The organism is Streptomyces sp. NPDC048603 (genome assembly GCF_043199475.1).
Taxonomy (GTDB): domain Bacteria; phylum Actinomycetota; class Actinomycetes; order Streptomycetales; family Streptomycetaceae; genus Streptomyces.
In genome coordinates, this window is record NZ_JBICVY010000005.1 from 145,193 (window position 1) to 170,010 (window position 24,818).

General features: G+C 75.1%; 9 protein-coding genes. 7 read left to right on the forward strand and 2 right to left on the reverse strand.

Annotated elements, in window-relative coordinates:
- The first annotated feature begins 28 nt into the window (after positions 1–28).
- Together ACGFQ9_RS13535 and ACGFQ9_RS13540 are read left to right on the forward strand one after the other, a co-directional pair.
- The gene (locus tag ACGFQ9_RS13535) at positions 29–15,730 is read left to right on the forward strand and encodes an amino acid adenylation domain-containing protein (protein ID WP_393573909.1); all 15,702 of its coding nucleotides are present in this window, start codon (positions 29–31) and stop codon (positions 15,728–15,730) included.
- Positions 15,727–15,939 (forward strand): MbtH family protein, encoded by a 213-nt coding sequence (locus tag ACGFQ9_RS13540; protein ID WP_393573910.1) that lies wholly within the window; start codon positions 15,727–15,729, stop codon positions 15,937–15,939. The genes ACGFQ9_RS13535 and ACGFQ9_RS13540 overlap by 4 nt, the downstream gene beginning before the upstream one ends.
- Before the next feature lie 68 nt (positions 15,940–16,007).
- On the opposite strand, the gene ACGFQ9_RS13545 is transcribed toward ACGFQ9_RS13540, so the two are convergent.
- Positions 16,008–17,801, reverse strand: a complete 1,794-nt coding sequence (locus ACGFQ9_RS13545) for an ABC transporter ATP-binding protein (RefSeq protein ID WP_393573911.1) — start codon at positions 17,799–17,801, stop codon at positions 16,008–16,010.
- The gene (locus tag ACGFQ9_RS13550) at positions 17,798–19,507 is read right to left on the reverse strand and encodes an ABC transporter ATP-binding protein (RefSeq protein ID WP_393573912.1); all 1,710 of its coding nucleotides are present in this window, start codon (positions 19,505–19,507) and stop codon (positions 17,798–17,800) included. The genes ACGFQ9_RS13545 and ACGFQ9_RS13550 overlap by 4 nt, the downstream gene beginning before the upstream one ends.
- Positions 19,508–19,746: 239 nt before the next feature.
- On the opposite strand from ACGFQ9_RS13550, the gene ACGFQ9_RS13555 reads away from it, so the two are divergent.
- The 5 genes from ACGFQ9_RS13555 (at position 19,747) to ACGFQ9_RS13575 (ending at position 24,816) form a co-directional block, all read left to right on the forward strand.
- Positions 19,747–20,817, forward strand: coding sequence for a FecCD family ABC transporter permease (locus ACGFQ9_RS13555; RefSeq protein ID WP_393573913.1), 1,071 nt, complete (start codon positions 19,747–19,749; stop codon positions 20,815–20,817).
- 11 nt (positions 20,818–20,828) lie between these two features.
- Positions 20,829–21,938, forward strand: a complete 1,110-nt coding sequence (locus ACGFQ9_RS13560; RefSeq protein ID WP_393573914.1) for a FecCD family ABC transporter permease — start codon at positions 20,829–20,831, stop codon at positions 21,936–21,938.
- Positions 21,935–22,792: an ABC transporter ATP-binding protein gene (locus ACGFQ9_RS13565; RefSeq protein ID WP_393573915.1), complete on the forward strand. Its 858-nt coding sequence runs from the start codon at positions 21,935–21,937 to the stop codon at positions 22,790–22,792. The genes ACGFQ9_RS13560 and ACGFQ9_RS13565 overlap by 4 nt, the downstream gene beginning before the upstream one ends.
- Positions 22,793–22,984: 192 nt before the next feature.
- Positions 22,985–24,568, forward strand: coding sequence for an amidohydrolase (locus ACGFQ9_RS13570; protein ID WP_393573916.1), 1,584 nt, complete (start codon positions 22,985–22,987; stop codon positions 24,566–24,568).
- A complete protein-coding gene (locus ACGFQ9_RS13575) occupies positions 24,565–24,816 on the forward strand; it encodes a hypothetical protein (RefSeq protein WP_393573917.1) in 252 nt (83 codons plus the stop codon). Before ACGFQ9_RS13570 ends, ACGFQ9_RS13575 begins: the two co-directional genes overlap by 4 nt.
- Positions 24,817–24,818: the final 2 nt, after the last annotated feature.

Consider the following 24,818-nt stretch of genomic DNA (forward strand, 5'->3'; position numbering starts at 1 on the left):
CGCACGACCAGGGAAAGGCCCTCGAACGATGCTTGACGCCGTGCCGGACCGGAACTCCGCCGCCGGGCTCCCGCTCACCGGCGGGCAGACCGGAGTCTGGCTCGCCCAGCGGATCGAGCCGGACAGCTCGGCCTTCAACGTCACGTTCACCCTGGAACTGTGCGGTGACGTCGACCTCCGCCGCCTCGCCGCCGCCGTGCGGCAGGCGGTCGAGGAGGCCGACTGCCTCCACGTGCGGATCACCGAGGAGGACGGACGGCCCGTCCAGCACCCGCACCGCCTCCCGGTGACCGTGCCCGTGGTCGACCTCCGGGCCGAACCCGATCCGGAGAACGCCGCCTGGGAATGGATGGAGGAGGACCGGATCCGGCCCGTCCTCCTCGCCGAGGGCCCCCTGTTCGCCCACACCCTGCTCCGCCTCGCCGACGACCGGGTGCTGTGGTGCCAGCGCTACCACCACCTGGCCGTCGACGGTGTCAGCATCGCCCTGATCACCCGCCGCGCCGGCGAGCTCTACACCGGCACCCACCCGGAGCCGCCGGCCGACTGGGACCTCGCCCGGCTCACCGCCGCCGACGACGCCTACCGCGGCTCCGACGGGTACAACGCCGACCGCGCGTACTGGCTGGACCGGTTCGCCGACCGGCCGCGGCCGGTCCGCCTGGTCGAACCCGGCCAGAAGATGATCTCCCGCCGCTGGCGGCGCACCACGGAGCTGTCCGTGGCCGACACCGACCGGCTCAGAAACGCCGCAGAGGCCTGCGGCGTCCGGCTGTCCGGGCTGCTCGTCGCCGCCACGGCCGCCTACCTCCACCGCGCCACGGGCGAACAGGACCTCGTCCTCGGCCTGCCCGTCACCACCCGCCGCGGCAGCACCGCCGCCGGCGTACCGGGCATGGTGTCCAACATCCTGCCGCTGCGCCTGGACGTCCGCCCGGGCACCACCGTGGCCGAGCTGCTCGCCCAGGTGGACCGGCGGATCGCGGAGACCCTCCGGCACGGCCGCTACCGCGCCGAGGACCTCGCCAAGGACCTCGGCCTGGTGGAAGGCGTCGCCGAACTCGTCGGCCCCACCGTCAACATCCTGCCCGGCACCGACTGGCTGACCTTCCGCGACCACCGCTCCGACCTGCGGCCGCAGTGGCTGGGCCCGGTCAGCGACCTCGCCGTCACCGTCGGCGAGTCCGTCCGCGGCGCGGTCCGGATCCTCTTCGACGCCGACGCCGACCAGTGCGGCGAGGACGCCCTCCTCGCCCACCAGGAGCGCTTCGGCATCCTGCTCGACGCCTTCGCCGGTGACCCCGGCCGCCGCCTCGGCCGGATCGACCTCACCACCAGCGCCGAACGCGCTCTCCTGCTGGAGGAGTTCGGCTTCGCACCGGCCGACTCCCCGGAGGTGTCCTGGCCGGACGCCTTCGAGGAGCAGGTCCGCCGCGCCCCGCAGGCCGTGGCCCTGGTCTGCGAGGACCGGGAGATGACCTACGCCGCCCTGGACGCCGCCGCCAACCGCCTGGCCCGGCTGCTCTCCGCCCGGGGCGTCGGCGCCGAGGATGTGGTCGGCGTGGCCCTGCCCCGCTCACCCGAACTCGTCACCACCCTGCTGGCCGTCATGAAGACCGGCGCCGCCTACCTGCCGCTGGACGCCGACCACCCGCAGGACCGCCTCGCCTACATGCTGGACGACGCCGGCGCCCGCACCGTCGTCACCACCGCCGCTCAGGCCACGGGCCTGCCCGCCCTGCCCGGCCTCGGCCTGCTGCGGCTGGACGAGCCGGAGACCGCGGCCGCCCTCGCCGCGCAGGACCCCACCGCCCTCGGCCGGGAGATCCCGCTCGACCAGGCCGCGTACGTCATCTACACCTCCGGCTCCACCGGCCGCCCCAAGGGCGTGGTGGTCTCCCACGACGGGGTCGGCAGCCTGATCGCCACGGCCACCGGACGGATCGGCATCCGCCCCGACAGCCGGGTGGTCCAGTTCGCCTCGGTCGGCTTCGACGTGACGGTCTGGGACCTGATCATGTCGCTCTGCGTGGGCGGCCGGATCATCGTCGTCCCCACCGAGCGCCGGGTCGCCGGACCCGCCCTCACCGACTACATCGCCGCCCACCGGGCCACCCACATGATCCTGCCGCCGTCACTGGTCTCGGCACTGCCGCAGGACTGCGAACTCCCCGAGGGCTCCGTCCTCGTCGTCGGCACCGAGGCGGTGCCCGGCGAGCTCATCGCCCGCTGGGCCGGCCGGGTCCGGATCGTCGTCGCCTACGGACTCACCGAGGCCACCGTCAACTCCACCCTCTGGCTCGCCGACCCGGACCGCCCCGGGCCCGCGCCGATCGGCGAACCCGACCCGGGCACCCGCGCCTACGTCCTGGACCCGGCGCTGCGCCCGGTCCCCACCGGCGCGGAGGGCGAGCTCTACGTCGGCGGCCGCGGCCTGGCCCGCGGCTACCTGGGCCGCCACGCGCTCACCTCCGAGCGGTTCGTCGCCGACCCGTACGGCGAGCCCGGCAGCCGCATGTACCGCACCGGCGACCGGGTCCGCTGGACCGAGGACGGCAACCTCCTCTTCCTCGGCCGCGCCGACGGCCAGATCAAGATCCGCGGCCACCGCATCGAACCCGGTGAGATCGAGAGCGCGTTCATGGCCGCTCCGGGCATCGCGCAGGCCGCCGTACTGGTCCGGGAGGACCACCGGAAGGCCAAGCGGCTCGTCGCCTACCTGGTCGCCGGGCCGGGCACCGACGCCGACGCCGCGGTGACCGCCGCGCGCGCCGGGGTGGCCCGCGCCCTGCCCGAGCACATGGTGCCCTCGGCCGTGGTCCGCCTGGACGGGCCGCTGCCGCTCACCCCCAACGGCAAGCTCGACGCCCGCGCGCTGCCCGAGCCCCGGTGGACCGCCATGACCGGTGGCGACGCCCCGACCACCCCCGCCGAGACGCTCCTCGCCGGACTGTTCGCCGAGGTGCTGGGCCTGCCCTCGGTCGGCGTCCACGACAGCTTCTTCGAGCTCGGCGGCGACAGCATCGTCGCCATCCAGCTGGTCACCCGCGCCCGGACGGCCGGTCTCGCGGTGACTCCGCGCGACGTGTTCCGGCTGCGGACCGTGGCCGCGCTCGCCGGCGCCGCCGGGGCCGCCGGCGCCGCTCCGGAGGGCGGCGTCACGCCGGTCCCCGCGGCCGCCGTGCCCGAGCCCTTCTCCCTGGTCCGGCTGACCGCGCAGGAGCGGGCCGAGTACGCCGAATTCACCGGCGCGCTGTACGACGTGGTGCCCGCCACCCCGCTCCAGGAAGGTTTCTTCTTCCACGCGGCCATGGACCGGGAGGGGGCCGACGGCTACGCCGTCCAGGACACCCTGGAACTGGCCGGGGACGTCGACCCGGAGGCCCTGCGGGCCGCCGCGCAGCGACTGCTGAACCGCCACCCTGCGCTGCGGGCCGCGTTCCGCACCCACTCGGGCGGCGGCATCGTCCAGGTCATCGGCGAGCACGTGGAACTCCCGTGGAGCTTCACCGACCTGACCGGCACGGACCCGTACGAGCAGGCGTTCAAGGTCGAGGAGGTGGCCGCCGCCGAGCGTGCCGAGGGCTTCGACCTGGGCCGGCCGCCGCTGATGCGGGCCGCCCTGCTCCGGCTGGGCACCGACCGCTCCCTGCTGGTCCTGACCCTGCACCACATCATCGTGGACGGCTGGTCGGTGGGCCTGGTCGTCCGGGAGCTCCTGGACGGCTACCGGCCCGGCCGGTCCGTCACCGGGGCTGCCGAACCGTCCCCCGTCTACCGCTCCTACGCCGGCTGGCTGTCCGGCCGCGACCCGGACGGCGCCCGCGCCGCCTGGCGCGCCGCCCTCGACGGACACACGGAGGCGGCGGGACTGCCGTACCGGGCCCCGGCCCCGGACGCCGGCCCGGATGCCAGCCCGGGCGCCGGCCCGGGCGCCTCCGGCGCCGTCACCCTGGAGCTGTCCGCCGCGGACACCGCGGCCCTCACCGAGCGGGCCCGCCGCCTCGGCCTCACCCTGGCGGGCGTGGTGCAGGGCGGCTTCGGCCTGGTCCTCGGCGATGTCCTGGGCACCCAGGACGTGGTGTTCGGCACCACCGTGTCGGGTCGGCAGGCGCCCGTCGCCGGGATCGAGACCCTGGTCGGGCTGCTCATCAACACCGTGCCCGCCCGGCTCGCCTGGACGCCGGAGCAGCCGCTGGCCTCGGTCCTGGCCCGCTTCCAGGAGCAGCAGGCCGACCTGCTGGACCACCAGCACCTCGGACTCGCCGAGATCCAGCGGGCGGTCGGCCGCACCGATCTGTTCGACGCCCTCGTCGTGGTGGAGAACCTGCCCGCAACGGGAGACCTCACCGACCCCGCCGGCACCATCCGCATCACCGACTCGCGGATCACCGACAGCGTGCACTACCCGCTCGCGCTGACCGTGCTGCCGGGCGAGCGGCTCACCCTCCGCCTGGAGCACGACCCGGCCCGCCTGGACGACCACGCCGCCCGGGGCTTCGCCGCCCGGCTGCGCGCCGTACTCGAACAGCTGACCGCCGACCCCCGGCTGCCCGTCGGCCGGCTGCCGCTGGTCCCCGCCGGACAGGGCCCCGCCCGCCCGGCCGGGCTCACCGGCGCCCCCGCGGGGGCCACCGCGGCCACCGGGCCGGCCGTGCACGAGCTGATCGCCGCGCAGGCCGCCCGTACCCCCGGCGCGACCGCGATGGTGGAAGAGGACGGCACCACCGACTACGCCACCCTGGACGACCGCGCCGAGGCCCTCGCCCGGCGGCTGACCGCGCTCGGCGCCGGACCGGAGACCGTCGTCGCGGTCGCCGTGCCCCGCTCCGCGGAGACCGTGGTCGCCCTGCTCGGTGTCTGGAAGGCCGGAGCCGCCTGGCTGCCGGTGGACGTCGACTACCCGGCCGACCGGGTCCGGCACATGCTCACCGACTCCGGGGCCCGTCTGGTCGTCGCCACCGACGACTCCCGGCTCCGCCTGCCCGCGGGCACCGGCGCCGAGCCGGTGCTGATCGGCGCCGGCCACGAGGAGCGGCTCCCGGCGGGCACGGCCCCGCTGCCCGCCGTACGCCCCGACTCCGCCGCGTACGTCATGTACACCTCGGGCTCCACCGGGCTGCCCAAGGGCGTCGTCGTCCCGCACGGGGCCCTCTCCGCCCAGCTGACCTGGACCGCCCGGCACTTCGGCTTCGGGCCGGAGGACCGGGTGCTGCACCAGTACTCCACCAGCTTCGACCCCGCCCTCCAGGAGATGTTCGTCCCGCTGCTCGCGGGCGGCACCCTGGTCATCGCCCGGCCGGACGGCCACCGCGACCCGGCGTACCTCATTGGACTGATCCGCGCCGAACGGGTCACCACCGTCGACCTGGTGCCGTCCGTCCACGGCGCCCTCCTCGCCGAGGAGGCCGACGAACAGGGGACCGAAGGGCCCTGGTGGCGGACCCTGCGCCGGGCCTTCAGCGGAGGCGAGGCCCTCCCGGCCCGGCTCGCCCGCCGCTGGCACGAGGCCACCGGCGTCCCGCTCCACAACGTGTACGGCCCCACCGAGGCCGTCATCCAGGTCACCAGCCACGAGGCCGACCCGGCCGGCGGCACCGAGGGCACGGTGCCCATCGGCCGCGCCGTCGGCGGCACCCGGCTCTACGTCCTCGACCGGTACCTCCGCCACGTCGCGGCGGGGGAGCCCGGCGAGCTCTACATCGCGGGCGGACAACTCGCCCGCGGCTACCACGACCGCGCCGCGCTCACCGCGCAGCGGTTCACCGCCGATCCGTTCGGCGGCCCCGGCGAGCGGATGTACCGCACCGGAGACATGGTCCAGTTCAGTGGCGACGGAGCGCTCACCTACCTCGGGCGCACCGACCACCAGGTCAAGATCAGGGGAAACCGAGTGGAACTCGGGGAAATCGAAGCCCGGCTGCGGAACGAACCGGCCGTCGGGGACGCCGTGGTGACCGCCCGTGAGGACGAGCGCGGCGTCAAGCAGCTGGTGGCCTACCTGGTCCCGGCCCGGGGCGCCCGTCTGGACACCGAGGCCGTCCGGGCCGCGGCCACCGCCGCGCTGCCCGCCCCGATGGTCCCCGCGCACTTCGTCGCCCTCGACGCCCTGCCGCTGACCCCCGGCGGCAAGACCGACCTCAAGGCACTGCCCGCCCCCGAGGTCCGCCGCACGGCGGCCGCCGCGGCCCCGGCCGCCCCCGCCGCCACGCGGGAGGGCCGCGAGGAACGCCTCCGCCGCGTCTTCGCCGAGGTCCTCGGCCTCGACGGGGTCGGCGCCGACGAGGACTTCTTCGTGCTCGGCGGCGACAGCATCCTCTCCATGTCCGTGGTCAGCCGCGCCCGCAAGGCCGGCATCACCATCGGCCCCCGCGACGTCTTCGAACACCGCACGCCCGCCGCCCTGGCGGCCGCCGCCGGCGGCCCCGCGGACACCGCCGCCCCGGCCGCCGACCCCGACGGCATCGGCGACATCACCCTGCTGCCGATCGTCCACCAGCTCCGCGAGGACGGCGGCCCCATCGGCCGGTTCAACCTGTCGATGCTGCTCCAGGCCCCCGCCGACGCCGACACCGGACGGCTCGCCCGGGTCCTGCAGTCCGTCCTCGACCACCACGACGGCCTCCGCCTCACCCTCACCCGGATGGACCTCGGCCCGGCCATACCGGCCCTCTGGTCCGCCCGCACCTCCGAACCGGGCGGCACCGACGCCGCCGCCCTGCTCCGCCGCGCCGACGCGGCCGGGCTCGACGACACCGCGCTGCGCGCGCTGATCGCCGCCGAGTCCGACGCCGCCGCCTCCCGCCTCGACCCGGACGCCGGCGTCATGGTGCAGGCCGTCTGGTTCGACGCCGGCCCGGGAACCCCCGGCAGGCTGCTGCTCGTCGTCCACCACCTCGTCATCGACGGCGTGTCCTGGCGGGTGCTGCTCGGCGACCTCGCCGCGGCCTGGGACGCCGTCGCCGACGGCCGCACCCCGGCCCTGGAGCCCGTACCGGTCTCGCTGCGCCGGTTCGCCCGTACCGTCGCCGAGCAGGCCACCTCCCCGGAGCGGCAGGCCGAACTGCCGTACTGGGCCCGCGTCCTGGCACCCGGCGCCGACCTCGTCCCGGGCGCCGGCCGCACCGGCACCGCCGGAGCCGCCCGCGACCTCACCGTCACCCTGCCCACCGAGGTCACCCAGGCCCTGCTCACCACGGTCCCCGCCGCCGCGGGAGCCGACGTCACCGAGGTCCTCCTGGCCGCCCTGCGCACCGCCGTGTCCGTCCGGCGCGGCAGTTCCGCCAACGGCGCGGTCGGCGCCGCCGACCTGCTGGTCGACCTGGAGCGGCACGGCCGCGAGGGCACCGGCCTGGACCTGTCCCGCACGGTCGGCTGGTTCACCTCCCTGCACCCAGTACGGCTGCCCGCCGCCGGCACCGCCTTCGAGGCGCTGCGCGCCGCCAAGGAGGCCGTCCGCTCCGCCCCCGACGCGGGCGCGGGCTACGGCATGCTGCGCTACCTCAATCCGCAGCTCGCCCCGGTGTTCGCCCGGCTGTCCACCGCCCAGGTGCTGTTCAACTACTTCGGCCGGCTGCCCGCCGACCAGGCCAGGGACTGGGCGCCCGCCGCCGGGTCCGACGCCCTCGCCGTGGAGCCGGACGCCGGCCTGGCCATGCCGTACACCCTCCAGCTCAACGCGCTCTGCGCGGACACCCCCCGCGGCCCCGAACTCCGCGCCACCTGGACCTGGGCCGACGGCGGCCCGCTGACCGGCGAGGACGTCGACGGCATCAGCCGCGCCTTCGAGGCCGCCCTGCGCGAGCTCGCCGAGCAGACCGCCGGCGGCCCCGTCCGCGCCGCGCTCACCCCCTCCGACCTGCCGCTCGTCGCCCTCGACCAGGACGCGATCGACCGGGTCCAGGAAGCCGCCCCGCTCCCGGTCACCGACATCTGGCCGCTGTCCCCGCTGCAGGAAGGCATCCACTTCCACGCCAGCTACGACACCGGGGGCCTGGACGTCTACACCGCCCAGGACTGCTTCGACTTCGACCGCCGGCTCGACGCGGACCGGCTGCGCAGCGCCGTCGCCGCCCTCCTCGCCCGGCACCCCGCCCTGCGCACCGGCATCACCGCGGACGGCCTGCCCGCCCCCGTGCAGTTCGTCGTCCCCGCCGACCGGATCCCCGTCCCGCTCACCGAGACCGACCTGACCGGCCTGGACGGGACCACCCGGCAGGCCCGCCTCGACACGATCGCCGAGGCCGACCGCACCCGCCGCTTCGACCTGGCCGCACCGCCGCTGTTCCGGCTCCACCTGATCCGGCTCACCGACACCACCGACCGGCTGATGCTCAGCCACCACCTGGTCGCCTGGGACGGCTGGTCGCAGTCCCTCTTCCTCGACGAACTCCTCGGCCTGTACGCCTCCGCCGGCGACACCACCGGCATGCGCACCCCCGGCAGCTACCGCGACTACCTGGCCTGGCTCTCCGGACAGGACTTCGACGCGGCCCGCACCGCCTGGCGCGGCGCCCTGGCCGGCCTCGACGAGCCCACCCTGGTCGCCCGCACCCGCGGCGGCGAACCGGTCATCCCGCGCCGCCACAGCCTCGCCTTCGAAGGCGGCCTCAGCGACCGGCTGCGCACCGCCGCCCGCGAGCACGGCCTGACCGTCAACGCGGTGCTGTCCGCCGCCTGGGCGCTGGTGCTGTCCGCCGCCGTCGGCCGCGAGGACGTGGTCTTCGGCGCCACCGTGGCCGGCCGTCCCGCCGACGTGCCCGGCGCCGACACCGCCATCGGCATGTTCCTCAACACCGTCCCGCAGCGGATCACCCTCCGCCCCGAGGAACCGGTCGCCGACCTGCTGCGCCGCATCCAGGCCGAGCGGGTCGCCCTGATGGACCACGAGTACCTCGGCCTCGCCGAGCTCCAGCAGGCCGGCGGCCACGGCGTCCTCTTCGACACCCTGTACGTGCTGCAGAACTTCGCCGACGAAGGCGGCTTCCGCGAGCTCACCGAGCGGCACGGCATCACCGGCGTGGACAGCGTGGACGCCACCCACTACCCGCTCACCCTGATCGTGAACCCGGCCGCGACCGTCCGGGCCAAGCTGGAGTACCGCCCGGACCTGATCACCGACGCGCAGGCCGCCGCGATCCTGGACCGCTTCCGCACCCTGGTCGAACGCCTCCTCGGCGACCTCGGCGCCGCCACCGGCACCGTCGACCTGCTGCTGCCCGGCGAGCGTGCCGACCTGGTGACCGCCTGGGCCGACAGCGACCGTCCCCTTCCCGACGAGACCGTCGCCGACCTGCTCGCCGCACAGGCCGCCCGCACCCCGGACGCCACCGCCGTGGTCTTCGGCGAGGAGGTCCTCACCTACGCCGAGCTCGACGCCCGCATCAACAAGGCGGCCCGGCTGCTGCTGGCCCGGGGCGCCGGCCCGGAGCGCACCGTCGCACTGGCGCTGCCCCGCTCCACCGAGATGGTCGTCGCACTGTTCGCGGTGCTCCGCACCGGAGCCGCGTACCTGCCGCTCGACCTGGACCACCCCGCCGACCGGCTGCGCCTGATGGTCGAGGACACCGGCCCGCTGTGCCTGCTGACCACCACCGCCGTCGCCCCCGCGCTGCGCGGCCCACACGGCCCGCTCGCCCCCGAGGTGGCCCTGGACGACCCGGAGGTCGCGGGCGCCCTCGCCGCGCTGCCCGGCACCCCGGTCACCGACGCCGAGCGGCCCGCGTTCGCGCCCGGCACGCCCGGCCGGCTGGAACACCCGGCGTACGTCATCTACACCTCCGGGTCCACCGGCAAGCCCAAGGGCGTGGTCACCCCCTACCGGGGCCTGACGAACATGCAGCTCAACCACCAGACCGAGGTGTTCGACCCGGCCATCGCCGCGGCCGGCGGACGGCGGCTGCGGATCGCGCACACCGTCTCCTTCGCCTTCGACATGTCCTGGGAGGAGCTGCTCTGGCTGGTCGAGGGCCACGAGGTGCACGTCTGCGACGAGGAACTGCGCCGCGACGCCGAGGCCCTGGTCGCCTACTGCGACCGGAACCGCATCGACGTCGTCAACGTGACCCCCACCTACGCCCAGCTGCTCATCGAGGAGGGCCTCCTCGACCGGGACGCACCCACGGGCGGCCGGGACGGGCACACCGGCCGGCACCGGCCCGCGCTCGTCCTGCTCGGCGGCGAGGCCGTCTCCGACACCGTGTGGACCCGCCTCGCCGAGACCGAGGACACCTACGGCTACAACCTGTACGGGCCCACCGAGTACACCATCAACACCCTCGGCGGTTCCACCGCCGACAGCGCCACGCCGACCGTCGGCCGGCCCATCCGCAACACCCGCGGCTACGTGCTGGACGCGATGCTCCGCCCGGTGCCGCCCGGCTGCCCCGGCGAGCTGTACATCGCCGGCACCGGCCTGGCCCGCGGCTACCACGACCGGCCCGGCCTCACGGCGGAACGGTTCGTCGCCGACCCGTTCGGTGCCCCCGGCGGCCGCATGTACCGCACCGGCGACCTGGTCCGGCAGCGTCCCGACGGCCTGATCGACTTCCTCGGCCGCACCGACGACCAGGTCAAGATCCGCGGCTACCGGATCGAGCTCGGCGAGATCTCCACCGCCCTCGCCGACCACCCCGCCGTCGCCCACGCCGCCGTGGTCGTGCACGAGACCGCGGGCACCAAGCGACTCGTCGGCTACGTCGTCCCGGCCGAGGGAGCCGCCCCGGACGGCGAACACCCCGGAGGCGGTGAGGAGTTCACCCAGACCCTGCGCGAGCACCTGAAGACCCGCCTGCCCGACTACATGGTCCCGGCCGCCCTGGTCACCGTGGCCGGCCTCCCGCTCACCGTCAACGGCAAGCTCGACGTACGGGCCCTGCCCGCACCCGAGTTCGCCGCCGCCGGCACCGGCCGCGCCCCGCGCACCCCGCAGGAGGTGACCCTCACCGCCCTCTACGCCGAGGTGCTCGGCCTGCCCGCCGGCAGCGTCGGCATCGACAGCGACTTCTTCGAGCTCGGCGGCCACTCGCTGCTCGCCACCCGGCTCATCGGCCGCGCCCGGACCGCCCTCGACGCCGAACTCGCCATCCGCGACCTCTTCGAGGCCCGAACCGTCGCCGAACTCGCCGGACTCGTGGAACGGGCCGCCCGCTCCGCCGGCCCGGCCCGCCCCGCGCTCACCGCGTACGAGCGGCCCGCGGAACTCCCGCTCTCCCACGCCCAGCAGCGGCTGTGGATGATCCAGCAGATCGAGTGCACCTCCGCGGCGTACAACTTCCCGCTGGTCATGCGACTGCGCGGCAGCCTCGACCGGGACGCCTGGGCCGCCGCCCTCGGCGACGTCACCGACCGGCACGAGGCCCTGCGCACCGTGTTCGCCGACCGCGACGGCCAGGCCGTCCAGCGGGTCCTCCCCGCCGGCACGGCCCGCCCGGTGGTGGACCTGCTGCACGCCGGCGAGGACGAGGTACCGGCCCTGGTCGACGCCGCCGTCAGCCGGCCGTTCGACCTGGCCCGCGAACTCCCGCTGCGCGCCACCCTGATCGAGACCGCTCCCGACACCCACGTCGTCGTACTGCTGCTGCACCACATCACCACCGACGAGTGGTCCGACCGGCCCTTCCTGCGCGACCTCGCCCGGGCGTACGCGGCCCGCCGCACCGGCACCGCGCCCGCCTTCGAGCCGCTGCCCGTCCAGTACGCCGACTACGCCCTGTGGCAGCAGGACCTCCTCGGCGATCCCGCCGACCCGGCCTCCCCGGCCGCCCGCCAGCTGGAGCACTGGAACACCGTGCTCGCCGGGGCCCCCGAGGAGCTGGAACTCCCCGCGGACCGCCCCCGCCCGGCCCGCCCGGCCTTCACCGGCGCCGAACTCGACGTCGACTTCGACGGAGCCGCCTACCGGGGCCTGAAGAAGCTGTCCCGGGAGACCGGCGCCAGCATGTTCATGGTGGTCCACGCCGCCGTCGCCGCCCTGCTGCACCGGATGGGCGCCGGCACCGACATCCCGCTGGGCGCGCCCATCGCGGGCCGCGGCGAGGAGTCCCTGGAAGACCTGGTCGGCTTCTTCGTCAACACCCTCGTGCTGCGCACCGACCTGTCCGGTGACCCCAGCTTCACCGAACTGCTGGCCCGGGTCCGGGACACCGACCTGGCCGCCTTCTCGCACGCCGACGTGCCCTTCGAGGCCGTCGTGGAGAAGCTCAACCCGACCCGCTCGCTGGCCCGCAACCCGCTGTTCCAGGTGATGGTCGGCTACCACCAGCGCACCGACGGCGCCCTGGACCTGCCCGGCCTGGCCGTGGAGCACGTCCCCTTCCGGATCGGCTCCGCCAAGTTCGACCTGGTGTTCAGCTTCACCGAGCACACCGAGCACACCGAGCACACCGAGCACACCGAGCAGGCGGGCGACGAGGGGGACACGGGCTCCCTGGTGTGCCGCCTGGAGTACGCCACCGAGCTCTTCGACCCGGAGACCGCCGACCGCCTCGCCGCCTGCCTGCGCCGCCTGATCGGCGCGGTCGCCGAGGCCCCCGGCGCCCCGCTGTCCGCCGCCCGCGTCCTCGGCGAGGACGAGCGCCGGCTGGTCCTGGAAGGGTTCAACGGCGATCCGCGCGCCGTCGACGAACTGTCGGTCCCGGCCCTGTTCGCCCGGCACGTCGCCGACCGCCCCGACGCGACCGCCCTGGTCGACCGGTCCGACCGGCTGACCTACGCGCAGCTGGACGCCCGGTCCAACCGGATCGCCCGCCTGCTGGCCGAGCACGGCGTCGGCACCGAGAGCGTGGTCGGCATCGCCGTCCCGCGCTCCGCCGACATGATCGCCACCGTGCTGGCTGCCCTGAAGCTGGGCGCCGCCTTCCTCCCGCTGGACCTGGTCCACCCCGGTGACCGGCTCGCCTACATGACCGGGAACTCGGGCGCCGCACTGGTCGTCGGCACCGAACCCGTCGCCGGGAAGATCCCCGCCGTGGACGGCGTCCCGGTGCTGCTGCTCGACGAACCGGCCACCGCCGCCCGCCTCGGAGCGCTCGCCGACGCCCCGCTCGACCTCCCCGGGGTGCTGCTCGACCAGGCCGCGTACGTCATCTACACCTCCGGCTCCACCGGCCGGCCCAAGGGCGTGGTGGTCCCGCACGAGGGCATCTCCAGCCTGGTCGCCACCGCCGTGGACCGGATGGGCCTCCGGCCCGACAGCACCGTCCTGCAGTTCGCCTCGATCGGCTTCGACGTCTTCGCGTTCGAACTGGTCATGGCCCTCTGCCACGGCGGCACCCTGGTGCTGATCACCGAGGAGGCCCGGGTCGCCGGACCGGAGCTCACCGACTTCCTCGCCGAGCACGCCATCACCCACATGATCCTTCCGCCGTCCCTGGTCTCCGCGCTTCCGCCCGGCTGCGCGCTGCCCGAGGGCTCCACGGTCCTGGTCGGCACCGAGACCGTGCCGCCGGACCTGTTCGAGCGGTTCGGCGCCACCGCCGACCTGATCTGCGCCTACGGACTGACCGAGGCCACGGTCAACTCCACCCTGTGGGACTCCCGGCGGGCGGTCACCCGCCCCGCCGGCCGGGTACCGATCGGCATCCCCGACCCCAACACCCTCTGCTACGTGCTCGACGACCGGCTCCAGCCGGTCCCGCCGGGAGTGGTCGGCGAACTGTACGTCTCCGGACGGGGCCTGGCCCGCGGCTACCTCGGCCGCGCCGCACTCACCGCCGGGCGGTTCGTCGCCGACCCGTTCGGCGCCCCCGGCACCCGCATGTACCGGACCGGCGACCGGGCCCGCTGGCGGGCCGACGGCAACCTGGACTTCCTCGGCCGGGTCGACACCCAGGTGAAGATCCGCGGCTTCCGCATCGAACTCGGCGAGATCGAGGCCGCGCTCGCCGGACACCCCGGGGTCGCCCAGGCCACCGTGCTGCCCGACCGGGACGGCGACATCGTCCGCCTCGTCGGCTACGTGGTGCCCGAGCAGGACGCCGACCTCGACGTGCGCGAGCTCCGCGCCCATGTCGCCGGCGCCCTGCCCGAGTACATGGTCCCCTCGCTGCTGGTCCCGCTGGACGGGCCGCTGCCGCTCACGCCCAACGGCAAGCTGGACCACAAGGCGCTGCCCGCGCCCGACTGGTCCGGCATGACCGGCGACGCCCGCCCGGCCGGCGCGACCCAGACCCGGCTGGCGGCGCTGTTCGGCGAGATCCTCAAGCTGGACGCGGTCGGCGCGCACGACAGCTTCTTCGCCCTCGGCGGGCACTCCATGGCCGCCATGCGGCTGCTGGGCCGGATCCGCTCCGAGTTCGGCGCCGAACTGACCATCCGCGACGTCTTCGACGCCCAGACCGTCGCCAGCATCGCCGACCGCCTCGACGGCGCGGCCGCCGCCCGGCCGGCACTCCGCCCGGCGGAGCCCGGCGCCGCCGACGCGACGCCCGCCCCGGCTCCCGTACAGCGGTGGCAGTGGTCCTCGTACCGCCGGCACGCGGCCGAGGACCACGCACTGGCGCTGCGCTCCCCGGGCCTGCTGGACCCGGCGGCCCTGGCCGCCGCGCTCGACGACGTCACGGCCCGGCACGAGCCGCTGCGCACCCGCTTCAGCGAGGAGCGGGACGGGGAGCTCGTGGCCGTGCCGTCCGACCCGCCGGCACTGGAGCAGGAGAGCTGCGCCGACCTGGACGCACGGCTCGCCGAACTCGCCGCACAGGCACCGGACCTGACCGCCGCCGCACCGCTGCGGGCCACGCTGCTCACCGCCCCGGACGGCAGCCAGGCCCTGCTGCTCAGGGCGCACTACCTCGCCGTGGACGAATGGTCCGTGGTCCCGCTCTTCCGCGACCTCACCGGCGCGTACGCCGCCCGGGAACGCGGGGAGGCCCCCGACTGGCAGCCGCTGCCGGTGGCCTACGGCGACTACGCGCGCTGGGCACGGGAGGCGCTCGGCGACCTCGCCGACCCCGGCACCCCCGGCGGCCGCCAACTCGCCTACTGGCGGCAGGCACTGGACGGCGTACCCGACGGACTGGCCCTGCCCGCCGACCGGCCCCGCACTGCGGCCGGCCCCGGCGTCCCGCACGCCGACCACGTCTCCTTCGCGCTCGACGAGGGGCTCCACGCGGACCTGGACCGCCTCGCGGCGTCCACCGGAACCAGCCTGTTCATGGTGCTGCACGCCGCCCTGTCGGCACTGCTCACCGCGCACGGAGCCGGTACCGACCTGCCGATCGGAACCATGGTCGCCGGACGCACCGAGGACCGGCTGGCCGACCTGGTGGGCTGCTTCTTCAACACGGTCGTCCTGCGCACCGACACGGCGGGGGACCCGTCCTTCGCGCACCTGCTGGAGCGCGTACGGGAGACCACGCTGGCCGCGCTCGACCGCCAGGAGGTCCCCTTCGACGAGGTGGTCCGCGCCACCGCACTGCCGGCCGGCGGCCCGCAGGCGATGGTGATCCACCACGAGCAGGCCGACTTCACCGAACTCCAGGGCGGCATGGGCAGCTTCCAGGCCCTCCCGACCGGCGCGGCACGCGGTGAGCTCACCCTGAGCTTCTACGAGCCGCGCGGCGAAGGCCCGGTCCCCTGCGAACTGGTCTTCGCCACGTCGCTGATGGGCCGGGCCAAGGCCGCCCGGCTCGCCGACGAACTGCACGTGCTGCTGCGCAGTGTGGCAGCAGATCCCGGACAGCCGCTCTCCGAGCTGTTCACCATCATGTCCACGAGGAGTGACAACGCATGAGCACCAACCCGTTCGAAGACCCGCAGGGACGTTTCCTGGTCCTGGTCAACGAGGAGAACCAGCACTCGATCTGGCCCTCCTTCGCCGAGGTCCCGGCGGGCTGGCGGACCGTCTTCGGGGAGGACACCCGAGACGCCTGCCTCACCTACGTGGAGACCAACTGGACCGACCTCCGCCCGGCGAGCCTGATCGCCGCCCAGAACGGCTGACCGCCCACGCCGAAGCCCCCGGCCCGCCCGATGCGGGGCCGGGGGCTTCGGCGTGCGTAAGGGTGATCTCAGGTGGAGGGGGTGCGGGTGGTGGACCAGGCGGACCAGAGGGCGGCGTAGCGGCCGTTCGCGGTGACCAGGGCGTCGTGGGTGCCCGTTTCGGCGATGCGGCCGGCGTCCAGGACGACGATCCGGTCCGCGGCGGCGGCCTGGGGGAGGCGGTGGGCCACCAGGAGGCCGGTGCGGCCCCGCAGGGCGCGTTCGGCCGCGGCCTCCAGCTCGCGGGCGCCCGCGCTGCCCGCGTCGGCGGTGGCCTCGTCCAGGATGGCGACCGGCGGGTCGGCCAGCACGAGCCGGGCCAGGGCGAGCTGCTGGGCCTGGGCCACGGTCAGCGCGTGACCGCCGTCGCCGACGACCGTGGCGAGGCCCTCGGGCAGGGCGGCCACCCAGTCGGTGGCGCCCACCACGGAGAGGGCGGCCTCCAGATCGGCGTCGCCGGCGTCCGGCCGGGCCAGCCGGAGGTCCTCCGCGAGGGGCCCCGCGAACACGTGCACCTCCTGGCTGATCAGCACCACCGCCCGGCGCATCCCCGCCGGGCCGAGGTCCTCCGCGTCGACCCCGCCGATGACCACCGATCCGCCGGCCGGGCGGTGCACCCCGGCCACCAGCTTGGCCAGGGTGGTCTTCCCCGCCCCGCTGGCGCCGACCAGCGCGACCCGTTCCCCGGAGTCCACCTCCAGGGAGACGTCGCGCAGCACCGGGTGCCCGTCCCGGTAGGAGTGGTCGAGGCCGGACACCTTCACGGAGCCGTCCGCCGGGCGGGCGGGATGCTCCGGGCCGGTTTCCGCCGGCAGGTCCGCCACCCCGACCAGGCGGGTCAGGCTCGCGCCCGCCGACTGCACGTCGTCGAGCAGGAAGAGCGCGGCGTTGACGGGGTTGAAGAGGCTGTGGAAGTAGAGCGCGGCCGCGGTGGCCGTGCCGATGGTCACCTCCCCGTTGTCGACGAGGACGAAGCCGGTGACCAGGATCGCGCCGAGTCCGGTGAACTCGGCCAGGTTGAGGCGGGAGAAGAAGCCCGTCACCACGTGGATGCCGCGCAGGGCCAGGTCCACCGCCGCCCGGGACCGCCGTTCGATGAGCTCCGCGTGCTGCTCGCCGAGGCGGAACGCGCGGACGGTGCGGGCCCCGCCGACGCTGTCCAGGAGCTGGTGCTGGAGCGCGCCGGTGGCCACCCGGTGCGCCGCGTACACGGGGGTCGCGCCGCGCAGGTACCACCGTACGGACAGGATCTGCACCGGTACGGCGGGCAGCACGGCGAGCAGGAACCGCCAGTCCAGCAGGGCCAGTCCGGCCAGGGTGAGGACGATGGTCAGCGCGGACCGGCTGAACTCCGGCAGGGCCTGCCGCACCGAGCGGGCGACCAGGGTGACGTCGCCGGTGACCCGGGAGACCAGGTCGCCCGAGCCGGCCCGCTCGACCCGGTCCAGCGGCAGGTGCAGGGCCCGTTCGACGAACCGTTCGCGCAGCGCCGCGAGGACCGTCTCGCCGAGCCGGGCGACCAGGGCGCTGCCGGCGGCGGTGGCCGCGCCGCGGGCCGCCGCGACCACGATCAGCAGGATCATCGGCACGGTGAGGGCGTCCGTGCCGCGGTGTTCGACGACGAGGTCGACGACGTGGCCGAGCAGCGGGGCGGTCAGCAGGCCGATGCCCGTCCCCAGCAGCAGGACGCCGAGCGCGGACGCGGCGAGCAGGCGGTGGCCGCGCAGCAGGCCGCGGAGCGCGGCCACGGTGCGGGCGCCGGTCGCGACCGGCAGCAGGGCGGCGTCGGGCTCCACGGGGGTCTCCTCCGGTTCACGGGTCATGCCAGCACCGCCGCGCGGTACGCCGGGTCGGCTCCGGCCAGGTCGTGGTGCGGGCCGTCGGCGGTGACCGTGCCGCCGTCCAGCACCACCACGCGGTCGGTGACCGCGAGCAGCGCCGGGCTGGTGGTGACCAGGACGGTCGTCCGGCCCTTCCGCAGCTCGCGCAGCCGGTCCGCGATCAGCGCCTCGGTGAGCGCGTCCACCGCGGTGGTCGGGTCGTGCAGCACCAGCACGGGCGGGTCGCCGGCCAGGGCCCGGGCGAGTGCCACCCGCTGCCGCTGCCCGCCGGACAGGGACCGGCCGCGCTCGGCGAGCAGCGTGTCGACCCCCTCGGGCAGCGTCCGGGCCACCTCGTCGGCCGCGGCGGCGTGCAGCGCGGCCTCGATGGCGTCGGCGGTGAGCCGCGTCCCGGCGGCCCCGGCCCGTACGTTGTCGAGCAGGCTGCTCTCGAACAGGTCGGCCTCGTGGTGGGCGACCCGGACCGCCGTACGGACGTCCGCGGGATCCAGCCCGGTCAGCGGTACGCCGTCCAGCTCGACGGAGCCCCCGGCCGGATCGGCCTCGCGGGCCAGGCACAGCAGCAGGTCGCGGGCGGCGGCCGGGTCGCGGGTGACCACGCCGACCGTCGACCCCGGGGCGATGTCCAGGTCGACGCCGCGCAGGGCGCCCAGCCGTACGCCGCGCAGCCGGAGTCCGCCCGAGACGTGCTCGGGAAGGGCTGCGGGATCCCGGGTGGCGACGGCGCCGGGCGCGTCCAGCACCTCGGCGATCCGCCGGGCCGAGGCACGGCCCTGGGCGAGCTCGGCGTTCACCCAGCCCAGGGTCTGGAACGGGCCGAGCAGGAACTGCGCCAGGCCCACCGCCGCCACCAGCTCGCCGACGCTGATGGAGCCTCGCATCGCCAGATGGGCCCCGGCCATGCCGATGCCCGCGACGAACAGCCCGGTCAGGGCGAGTACGGCGCCCTCGTGCCCGGCCCGGCTGCGGGCCGCGCGCAGCGCGGCGGAGAGGGAGTCCTGGCTGGTGCGCCGGTACCGGTCCACGGCCGCCGACTCGGCGCCGATGCCCTTGAGCACCCGCAGGCCGGAGACCAGGTCGGCGGCGACGCCGGAGGCGTGGGCGGCCCGTTCCTGCTCGGTCTCGCTGCGCTGCTCCAGCGGTCCGCTGATGCGGTGGCCCAGCCAGAGCAGCGGGGGTATGCCGAGCAGGACCAGCAGGCCGAGCGGGACGGAGACGCGCAGCAGGGCGACCGCGCTGACGGCGAGTCCGGCCAGGGCGGCGATGCCGAACGGCAGCATCAGCGCGACGGCGCCGACCCGTCGGGCGTCCTCGGTGGCGATGCTGGTGAGTTCACCGGGGAGCCGGCCGGCCTCCGCCCCGCCCCGGGCCTCCAGGACCCGCGCGCCGAGCTCCAGCCGGAGTCCGTGTGCGGCCTCCTCGCCCGCCCGCTCGGCGAGCCGGGCTCCGATCCGGTAGCAGGTGGAGAGGACCAGGAACAGCACGGCGAGCAGCAGCAGCCGGTTCAGCAGGGCGCCGGACGAACCCGTCGCCACGGCCTGGTCGATGACCACGCCGATGACCACGGGCACGAGCGCCTCACAGCCCTGGTGTGCCGTTCCGAGCAGGGAAGCCCAGGCGATCAGGCGCCGTCGGCCCCCGATCGCGCGCCGGAGGACATCGCCTCCGGCCGGACTCGGTTCGGGCATGGGTGACCTCCGGAGGTGGTCCAATGGTTAGGTAAGGCTAGTCTAAGTGGTGGGGGTGCTCCGGGTGGTGCTCCGGATGGGGGACGGGTCGTCTACTCCCTTGCTGCGCAGTCGCGTTGACCCTGCGGGCGAAGCTCGGTTAGCCTCACCTAAGTTGTGATGTCTTGGTGGGAACATCGCCTTTCTCCGGAAATGTGCGATGTATGCGCCCTGTGCTGTGTGACTGGGGGGAGCTTCCGTTGGCGGTCGAGACGAAGGCGGCGATCGAGGCCGGCGCCGACGGTCCCGTACGACCAGCCGGGCGGCGGAGCACCGCCGCCGCCCTGCGCGGCGCCGGCCTGCTGGCCGCCGTGGCCGTCCTGTTACTGGTCTCCCTCCTCGGCATCTGGTGGGGCACCAGGAACATCCCGTTCACCGAGACCTGGCGGCTGCTCTGGGCCCCCGACGGATCGCAGGCCTCCGTCATCATCCACGAGTACCGCATCCCCCGTACCCTCCTCGGCGTCCTCGTCGGCGCGGCCCTGGGCCTCTCGGGAGCCCTCAAGCAAGCCCTCACCCGCAACCCGCTCGCCGACCCCGGACTGCTCGGCGTCGGACTCGGCGCCGCCACCGGAGTCGTGCTCGCCATCGGCTTCTTCGGGGTCGTCACCGCCCTCGGCTACGTGTGGTTCGCGTTCGCCGGCGCGGCCATCGCCTCCGTCGTGGTCTACCTGCTGGGCTCCGCCGGGCGGAGCCTGGTCACCCCGGACCGCCTCGTCGTCGCCGGCGCGGCCGTCACCGCCGTGCTGTTCGCCTTCAACTCCGCCGTGCTCCTGCTCAACCCGCGCGCCTTCAACCAGTTCCGGTTCTGGACCGTCGGTTCCCTGGCGGGCCGTCAGATGGACGTGTTCTGGGTCGTCCTGCCCTTCATCGCGGTCGGCCTGGTCCTCGCGCTCGCCCTCGGACCCTCCCTCAACGCCCTGGCCATGGGCGACCAGATGGGCCGCGCCCTCGGCGTCAACGTGGGCCGTACCCGGGCGGCCGGCATGTTCGCCGTCATGCTGCTCTGCGGTGCGGCCACCGCCGCCGCCGGCCCCATCGCCTTCGTCGGGCTCGTCGTCCCGCACACGGCCCGCTTCCTCGTCGGCCCCGACCAGCGCTGGCTGATGGCCTATTCCGCCGTGCTCGCGCCCATCCTGCTGATCGGCTCCGACGTCCTGGGCCGCGTCATCGGCGCGCCCGGCGAGGTCCAGGTCGGCATCGTCACCGCGTTCGTCGGCGCACCGCTGTTCCTCGCCCTGTGCCGCCGCCGAAAGCTGGTCACCCTGTGAACGACCCCGCCGTGAAGTCCCCCGCAGGGAAGGTCCCCGCAGGGAAGGTCCCCGCAGGGGAGGCCGCCGCAGGCCCCCGGACGGTCACCGGCGCCGTCTGGCGCACCCGCGGCGGCGGCACCTCGCTGCGCGTCCACCCCCGGACCGTCGCCGTCACGCTCGTCCTGCTGGTGCTCCTGGTCCTCGTCTTGGGCATCACCCTGACCACCGGCGACTTCGAGCTGTCGGTCGGCGAGGTGATCGAGGCGCTGGCCGGCACCGGCTCCGGCGCCGCCGACTTCATCGTCAACACCCTGCGCATGCCCCGCCTGGTGACCGCCCTGTGCGTCGGCGCGGCCCTCGCGGTCAGCGGCGCCGTCCTGCAGAGCCTCACCCGCAACGCCCTGGGCAGCCCGGACATCATCGGCTTCACCAACGGCTCCGCCACCGGCGCCCTCGTGGTCATCGTCGTCTTCAACGGCGGCATGAACCAGATCGCCATCGGCGCCCTGGTGGGCGGCCTCGCCACCGCCCTCGTGGTCTACCTGCTGGTCTTCGGCGGCGGAGCACCCGGCTTCCGGCTGGTGGTCATGGGCATCGGCGTCAGCGCCCTGCTGCTCGCCGTCAACAGCTACCTGATCACCAGGGCCACCTGGCAGGAAGCGCTCGAAGCCCAGTCCTGGCTGCTCGGCACCCTCGGCAACCGCACCTGGGACCACGCCGCCGCCATCGGACTCGCCACCGCCGTCCTGCTGCCCGTCGCCTTCGGGCTCGGCCGCCGGCTCACCATGATCGAAATGGGTGACGCCACCGCCACCGCGCTCGGCGTGAACGTGGCCGCCACCCGCGTCGCCCTGCTGTTCACCAGCGTGGCGCTGGCGGCCTTCGCCACCGCCGTGACCGGCCCGATCATGTTCGTCGCGCTCGCCGCCCCCCAGCTCGCCCGCAGCCTGATCCGCTCCTCCGGGCCCGGCCTCGTCCCGGCGGCCCTGATGGGGGCCCTGCTGCTGGCGGTCAGCGACCTCGCGGTGCAGCGGCTGTTCTCCCCCGCCCTGCTGCCGGTGGGCGCCGGCACCGGCACCATCGGCGGGCTGTACCTCATCTGGCTGCTGGTCACCGAATCCCGAAAGAGCCGAGCATGACAGCGACACCCGCGACACCCGCGTCCGCCACCCCCTCGGCCCGGCTGCGCGCCGAAGGACTCACCCTCTCCTACGACCAGCGCACCGTGGCCACCGGCCTGGGCGTCGTCATCCCCGACCGCTCCTTCACGGTCATCATCGGCCCGAACGCATGCGGCAAGTCCACCCTGCTCAAGGCCCTGGCCCGGATGCTCAAACCGAAGGCCGGCGAGGTGTACCTGGACGGCGCGGCCATCTCCTCGTACCGCACCCGCGAGGTCGCCCGCCGGCTGGGCCTGCTCCCGCAGTCCTCCACCGCCCCCGGCGGGATCACCGTCGGAGACCTGGTGGCCCGCGGCCGCTACCCGCACCAGCGCATGCTCAAGCAGTGGTCCGCCGAGGACGAGACGGCCGTCGCCGAGGCCATGCGGCAGACCGGTGTGCTCGACCTCGCCGACCGGCCCGTCGACGACCTGTCCGGCGGCCAGCGCCAGCGGGTCTGGCTGTCCATGGTGCTCGCCCAGCAGACCGAGATCCTGCTCCTCGACGAACCCACCACCTACCTCGACATCGCCCACCAGGTCGAGGTGCTCAACCTGTGCGCCGACCTGCACGAGCGGAAGGGCCAGACGATCGTCGCCGTCCTCCACGACCTCAACCAGGCGTGCCGCTACGCCAGCCACCTGGTGGTGCTCAAACCCGGTGGCACCGTCGCCGCCGAGGGTGACCCGGCCACCGTGATGACCGCGGAACTGGTCGAGGAGGTCTTCGGCCTGCCCTGCCGGATCATCGACGACCCGGAGACCGGTACCCCGCTGATGGTGCCCACGGCACGCACCCGGCACCACACGGCCCCCGCCGCCCCCGCCTCCTGACGCCCGCCCCGGCCGGCCCCGGTCGGCCCCCGTGACCCCCGGCCGCCCCTGCCTCCGTGCGACCGGCCGGGGCGGCGTACAGGAGCCTCCGGTTCCCCCTGCCCCGCCCGGGCGCCCGCCCGGCGCGGGCCGGCCGCTCCGCCCTGCCCCGAACCCCACCGCCCTCCCACCACCTGCGAGGACCGAGACTCCATGCTCAGTACGAGGCTGACCAACGCCAACATCGTCACCATGGACCCGCGCCACCCCGTCGCCCACGACCTGGGCATCTGGAACGGCCGGATCGTGGGCCTGGACGACGCCGTCACCTCCCTCCCCGCGCGGGAGGTGGTCGATCTCCAGGGCGCGACCGTCCTCCCCGGGTTCATCGACGCCCACGTCCACCTCGCCTGGACCGGCCTGAAGGCCGCCACCCCCAGCGTGGCCCCCTGCACCCGCGTCGACGACGTGCTCGCCGTGGTCGCCGAAGCCGCCGCCCGCGCGCCGCACGGCGCCTGGGTGGACATCGCCGGCTACGACCAGCGGGCCCTCGGCCGCCACCTCACCGCCGCCGAACTGGACAAGGTCAGCGACGGCCGCAAGGTGTTCATGCTGCACGACTCCGGCCATGCCTGCGTGGTCAACAGCGCGGTCCTGGACCTCCTCCCCGCGGAGATCGCCGAACAGGGCGCCTTCCTCGCCGAGAGCGCCATGACCGCCGCCCGCCGGCTGCGGCTGCCCTACTCCCAGACCGAGCTCGCCGACGCCATCGAACGGGCCGGCCGCGCCTGCCTGGCCGAAGGCGTCACCGCCTGCGCCGAGGCCGGCATCGGAGGCGGCCTGCTCGGCCACAGCCCCGTCGAGCTCGGCGCGTACCAGCTGCTCCGCGACCAGGGCCGGCTGCCGCTGCGGGTCCAGCTCATGGCCGCGGCGGACACCCTCACCCCGGTCACCGCCCATGAGGCCGACGGCATCCCGCGCGCCCTCGACCTCGGCCTGCGCACCGGCTTCGGCGACGACTGGCTGTCCGTGGGCGCGCTCAAGGTCTACACCGACGGCGGCATGATGGCCCGGACCGCCGCCCTGACCCGTCCGTACGAGGGCATCGGGGCGACCGGCCACACCGGCGAGTTCCAGGACGACCCGGAGCGGATCAAGGACACCGTCGTGGCCGGCCACCTGGCCGGCTGGCAGCTCGCCGTGCACGCCATCGGCGACCGGGCCGTCGACCTCGCCCTGGACGCCCTGGAGGCCGCCCAGCGCGCCCGGCCGCGCCCCGCCGCCCGGCACCGCGTCGAGCACGCCGGACTGGTCCGCCCCGACCAGCTGGAACGCTTCGCGGCCCTGGGTGTGGCCGCCGTCGTCCAGCCGAACTTCCTGCGGTACCTCGGCGACGACTACGCCACGATCATGGGGGAGGAGCGTGCCCCCTGGCTGTACCGGGGCCGCGGCTTCCTCGACCACGGGGTCACCCTGGTCGGCAGCTCCGACCGGCCCGTCACCGACGGGGCGCCGCTGCGGGCGGTCCAGTTCATGGTGGAGCGCGCCACCCTCTCGGGCCGGCTGGTCGGCCCCGACGAGGGCATCACCGTGGACCAGGCGCTCCGCGCGTACACCGTGGGCGCCGCCTACGCCTGCCACTGGGAGGACGTCGCCGGCAGCCTGGCCCCGGGCCACCGCGCGGACCTGGTCGTCCTCGGTGACGACCCGCGCCGGGTCGACCCCGGACGGATCGGTGTGATCGACGTGGTACAGACATTCGTGGACGGCCGCGCTACCGTGAAGACGGCCGCATGAGCGCGCTCGCCGGACAGCACGACACCGATGTCGACGCCCTGGGCCCCTACACCCACCTCTGGCAGGAGTCCGGTCCGCCCGCCCGCTGGGTGCTGTGGAACACCCCCGAGGGAACGCTCGTCTTCGACACGGAGATCAACTGCCCCGTGTTCATCGACGACGAGCCGGTCCTCGCCCGGGTCCTGCACCGGATGCGCCGCGCGGGAGCGCCGGAAGGCCGGGAGTACCCGGGCCGGCCCTGCTCGTAGGA

Bases quoted from the DNA above. Each gene is read 5' to 3' on its own strand.
- ACGFQ9_RS13535 (WP_393573909.1), top strand. From the start codon at position 29: ATGCTTGACGCCGTGCCGGACCGGAACTCCGCCGCCGGGCTCCCGCTC.
- ACGFQ9_RS13540 (WP_393573910.1), top strand. From the start codon at position 15,727: ATGAGCACCAACCCGTTCGAAGACCCGCAGGGACGTTTCCTGGTCCTG.
- ACGFQ9_RS13545 (WP_393573911.1), bottom strand. From the start codon at position 17,801: ATGACCCGTGAACCGGAGGAGACCCCCGTGGAGCCCGACGCCGCCCTG.
- ACGFQ9_RS13550 (WP_393573912.1), bottom strand. From the start codon at position 19,507: ATGCCCGAACCGAGTCCGGCCGGAGGCGATGTCCTCCGGCGCGCGATC.
- ACGFQ9_RS13565 (WP_393573915.1), top strand. From the start codon at position 21,935: ATGACAGCGACACCCGCGACACCCGCGTCCGCCACCCCCTCGGCCCGG.
- ACGFQ9_RS13570 (WP_393573916.1), top strand. From the start codon at position 22,985: ATGCTCAGTACGAGGCTGACCAACGCCAACATCGTCACCATGGACCCG.
- ACGFQ9_RS13575 (WP_393573917.1), top strand. From the start codon at position 24,565: ATGAGCGCGCTCGCCGGACAGCACGACACCGATGTCGACGCCCTGGGC.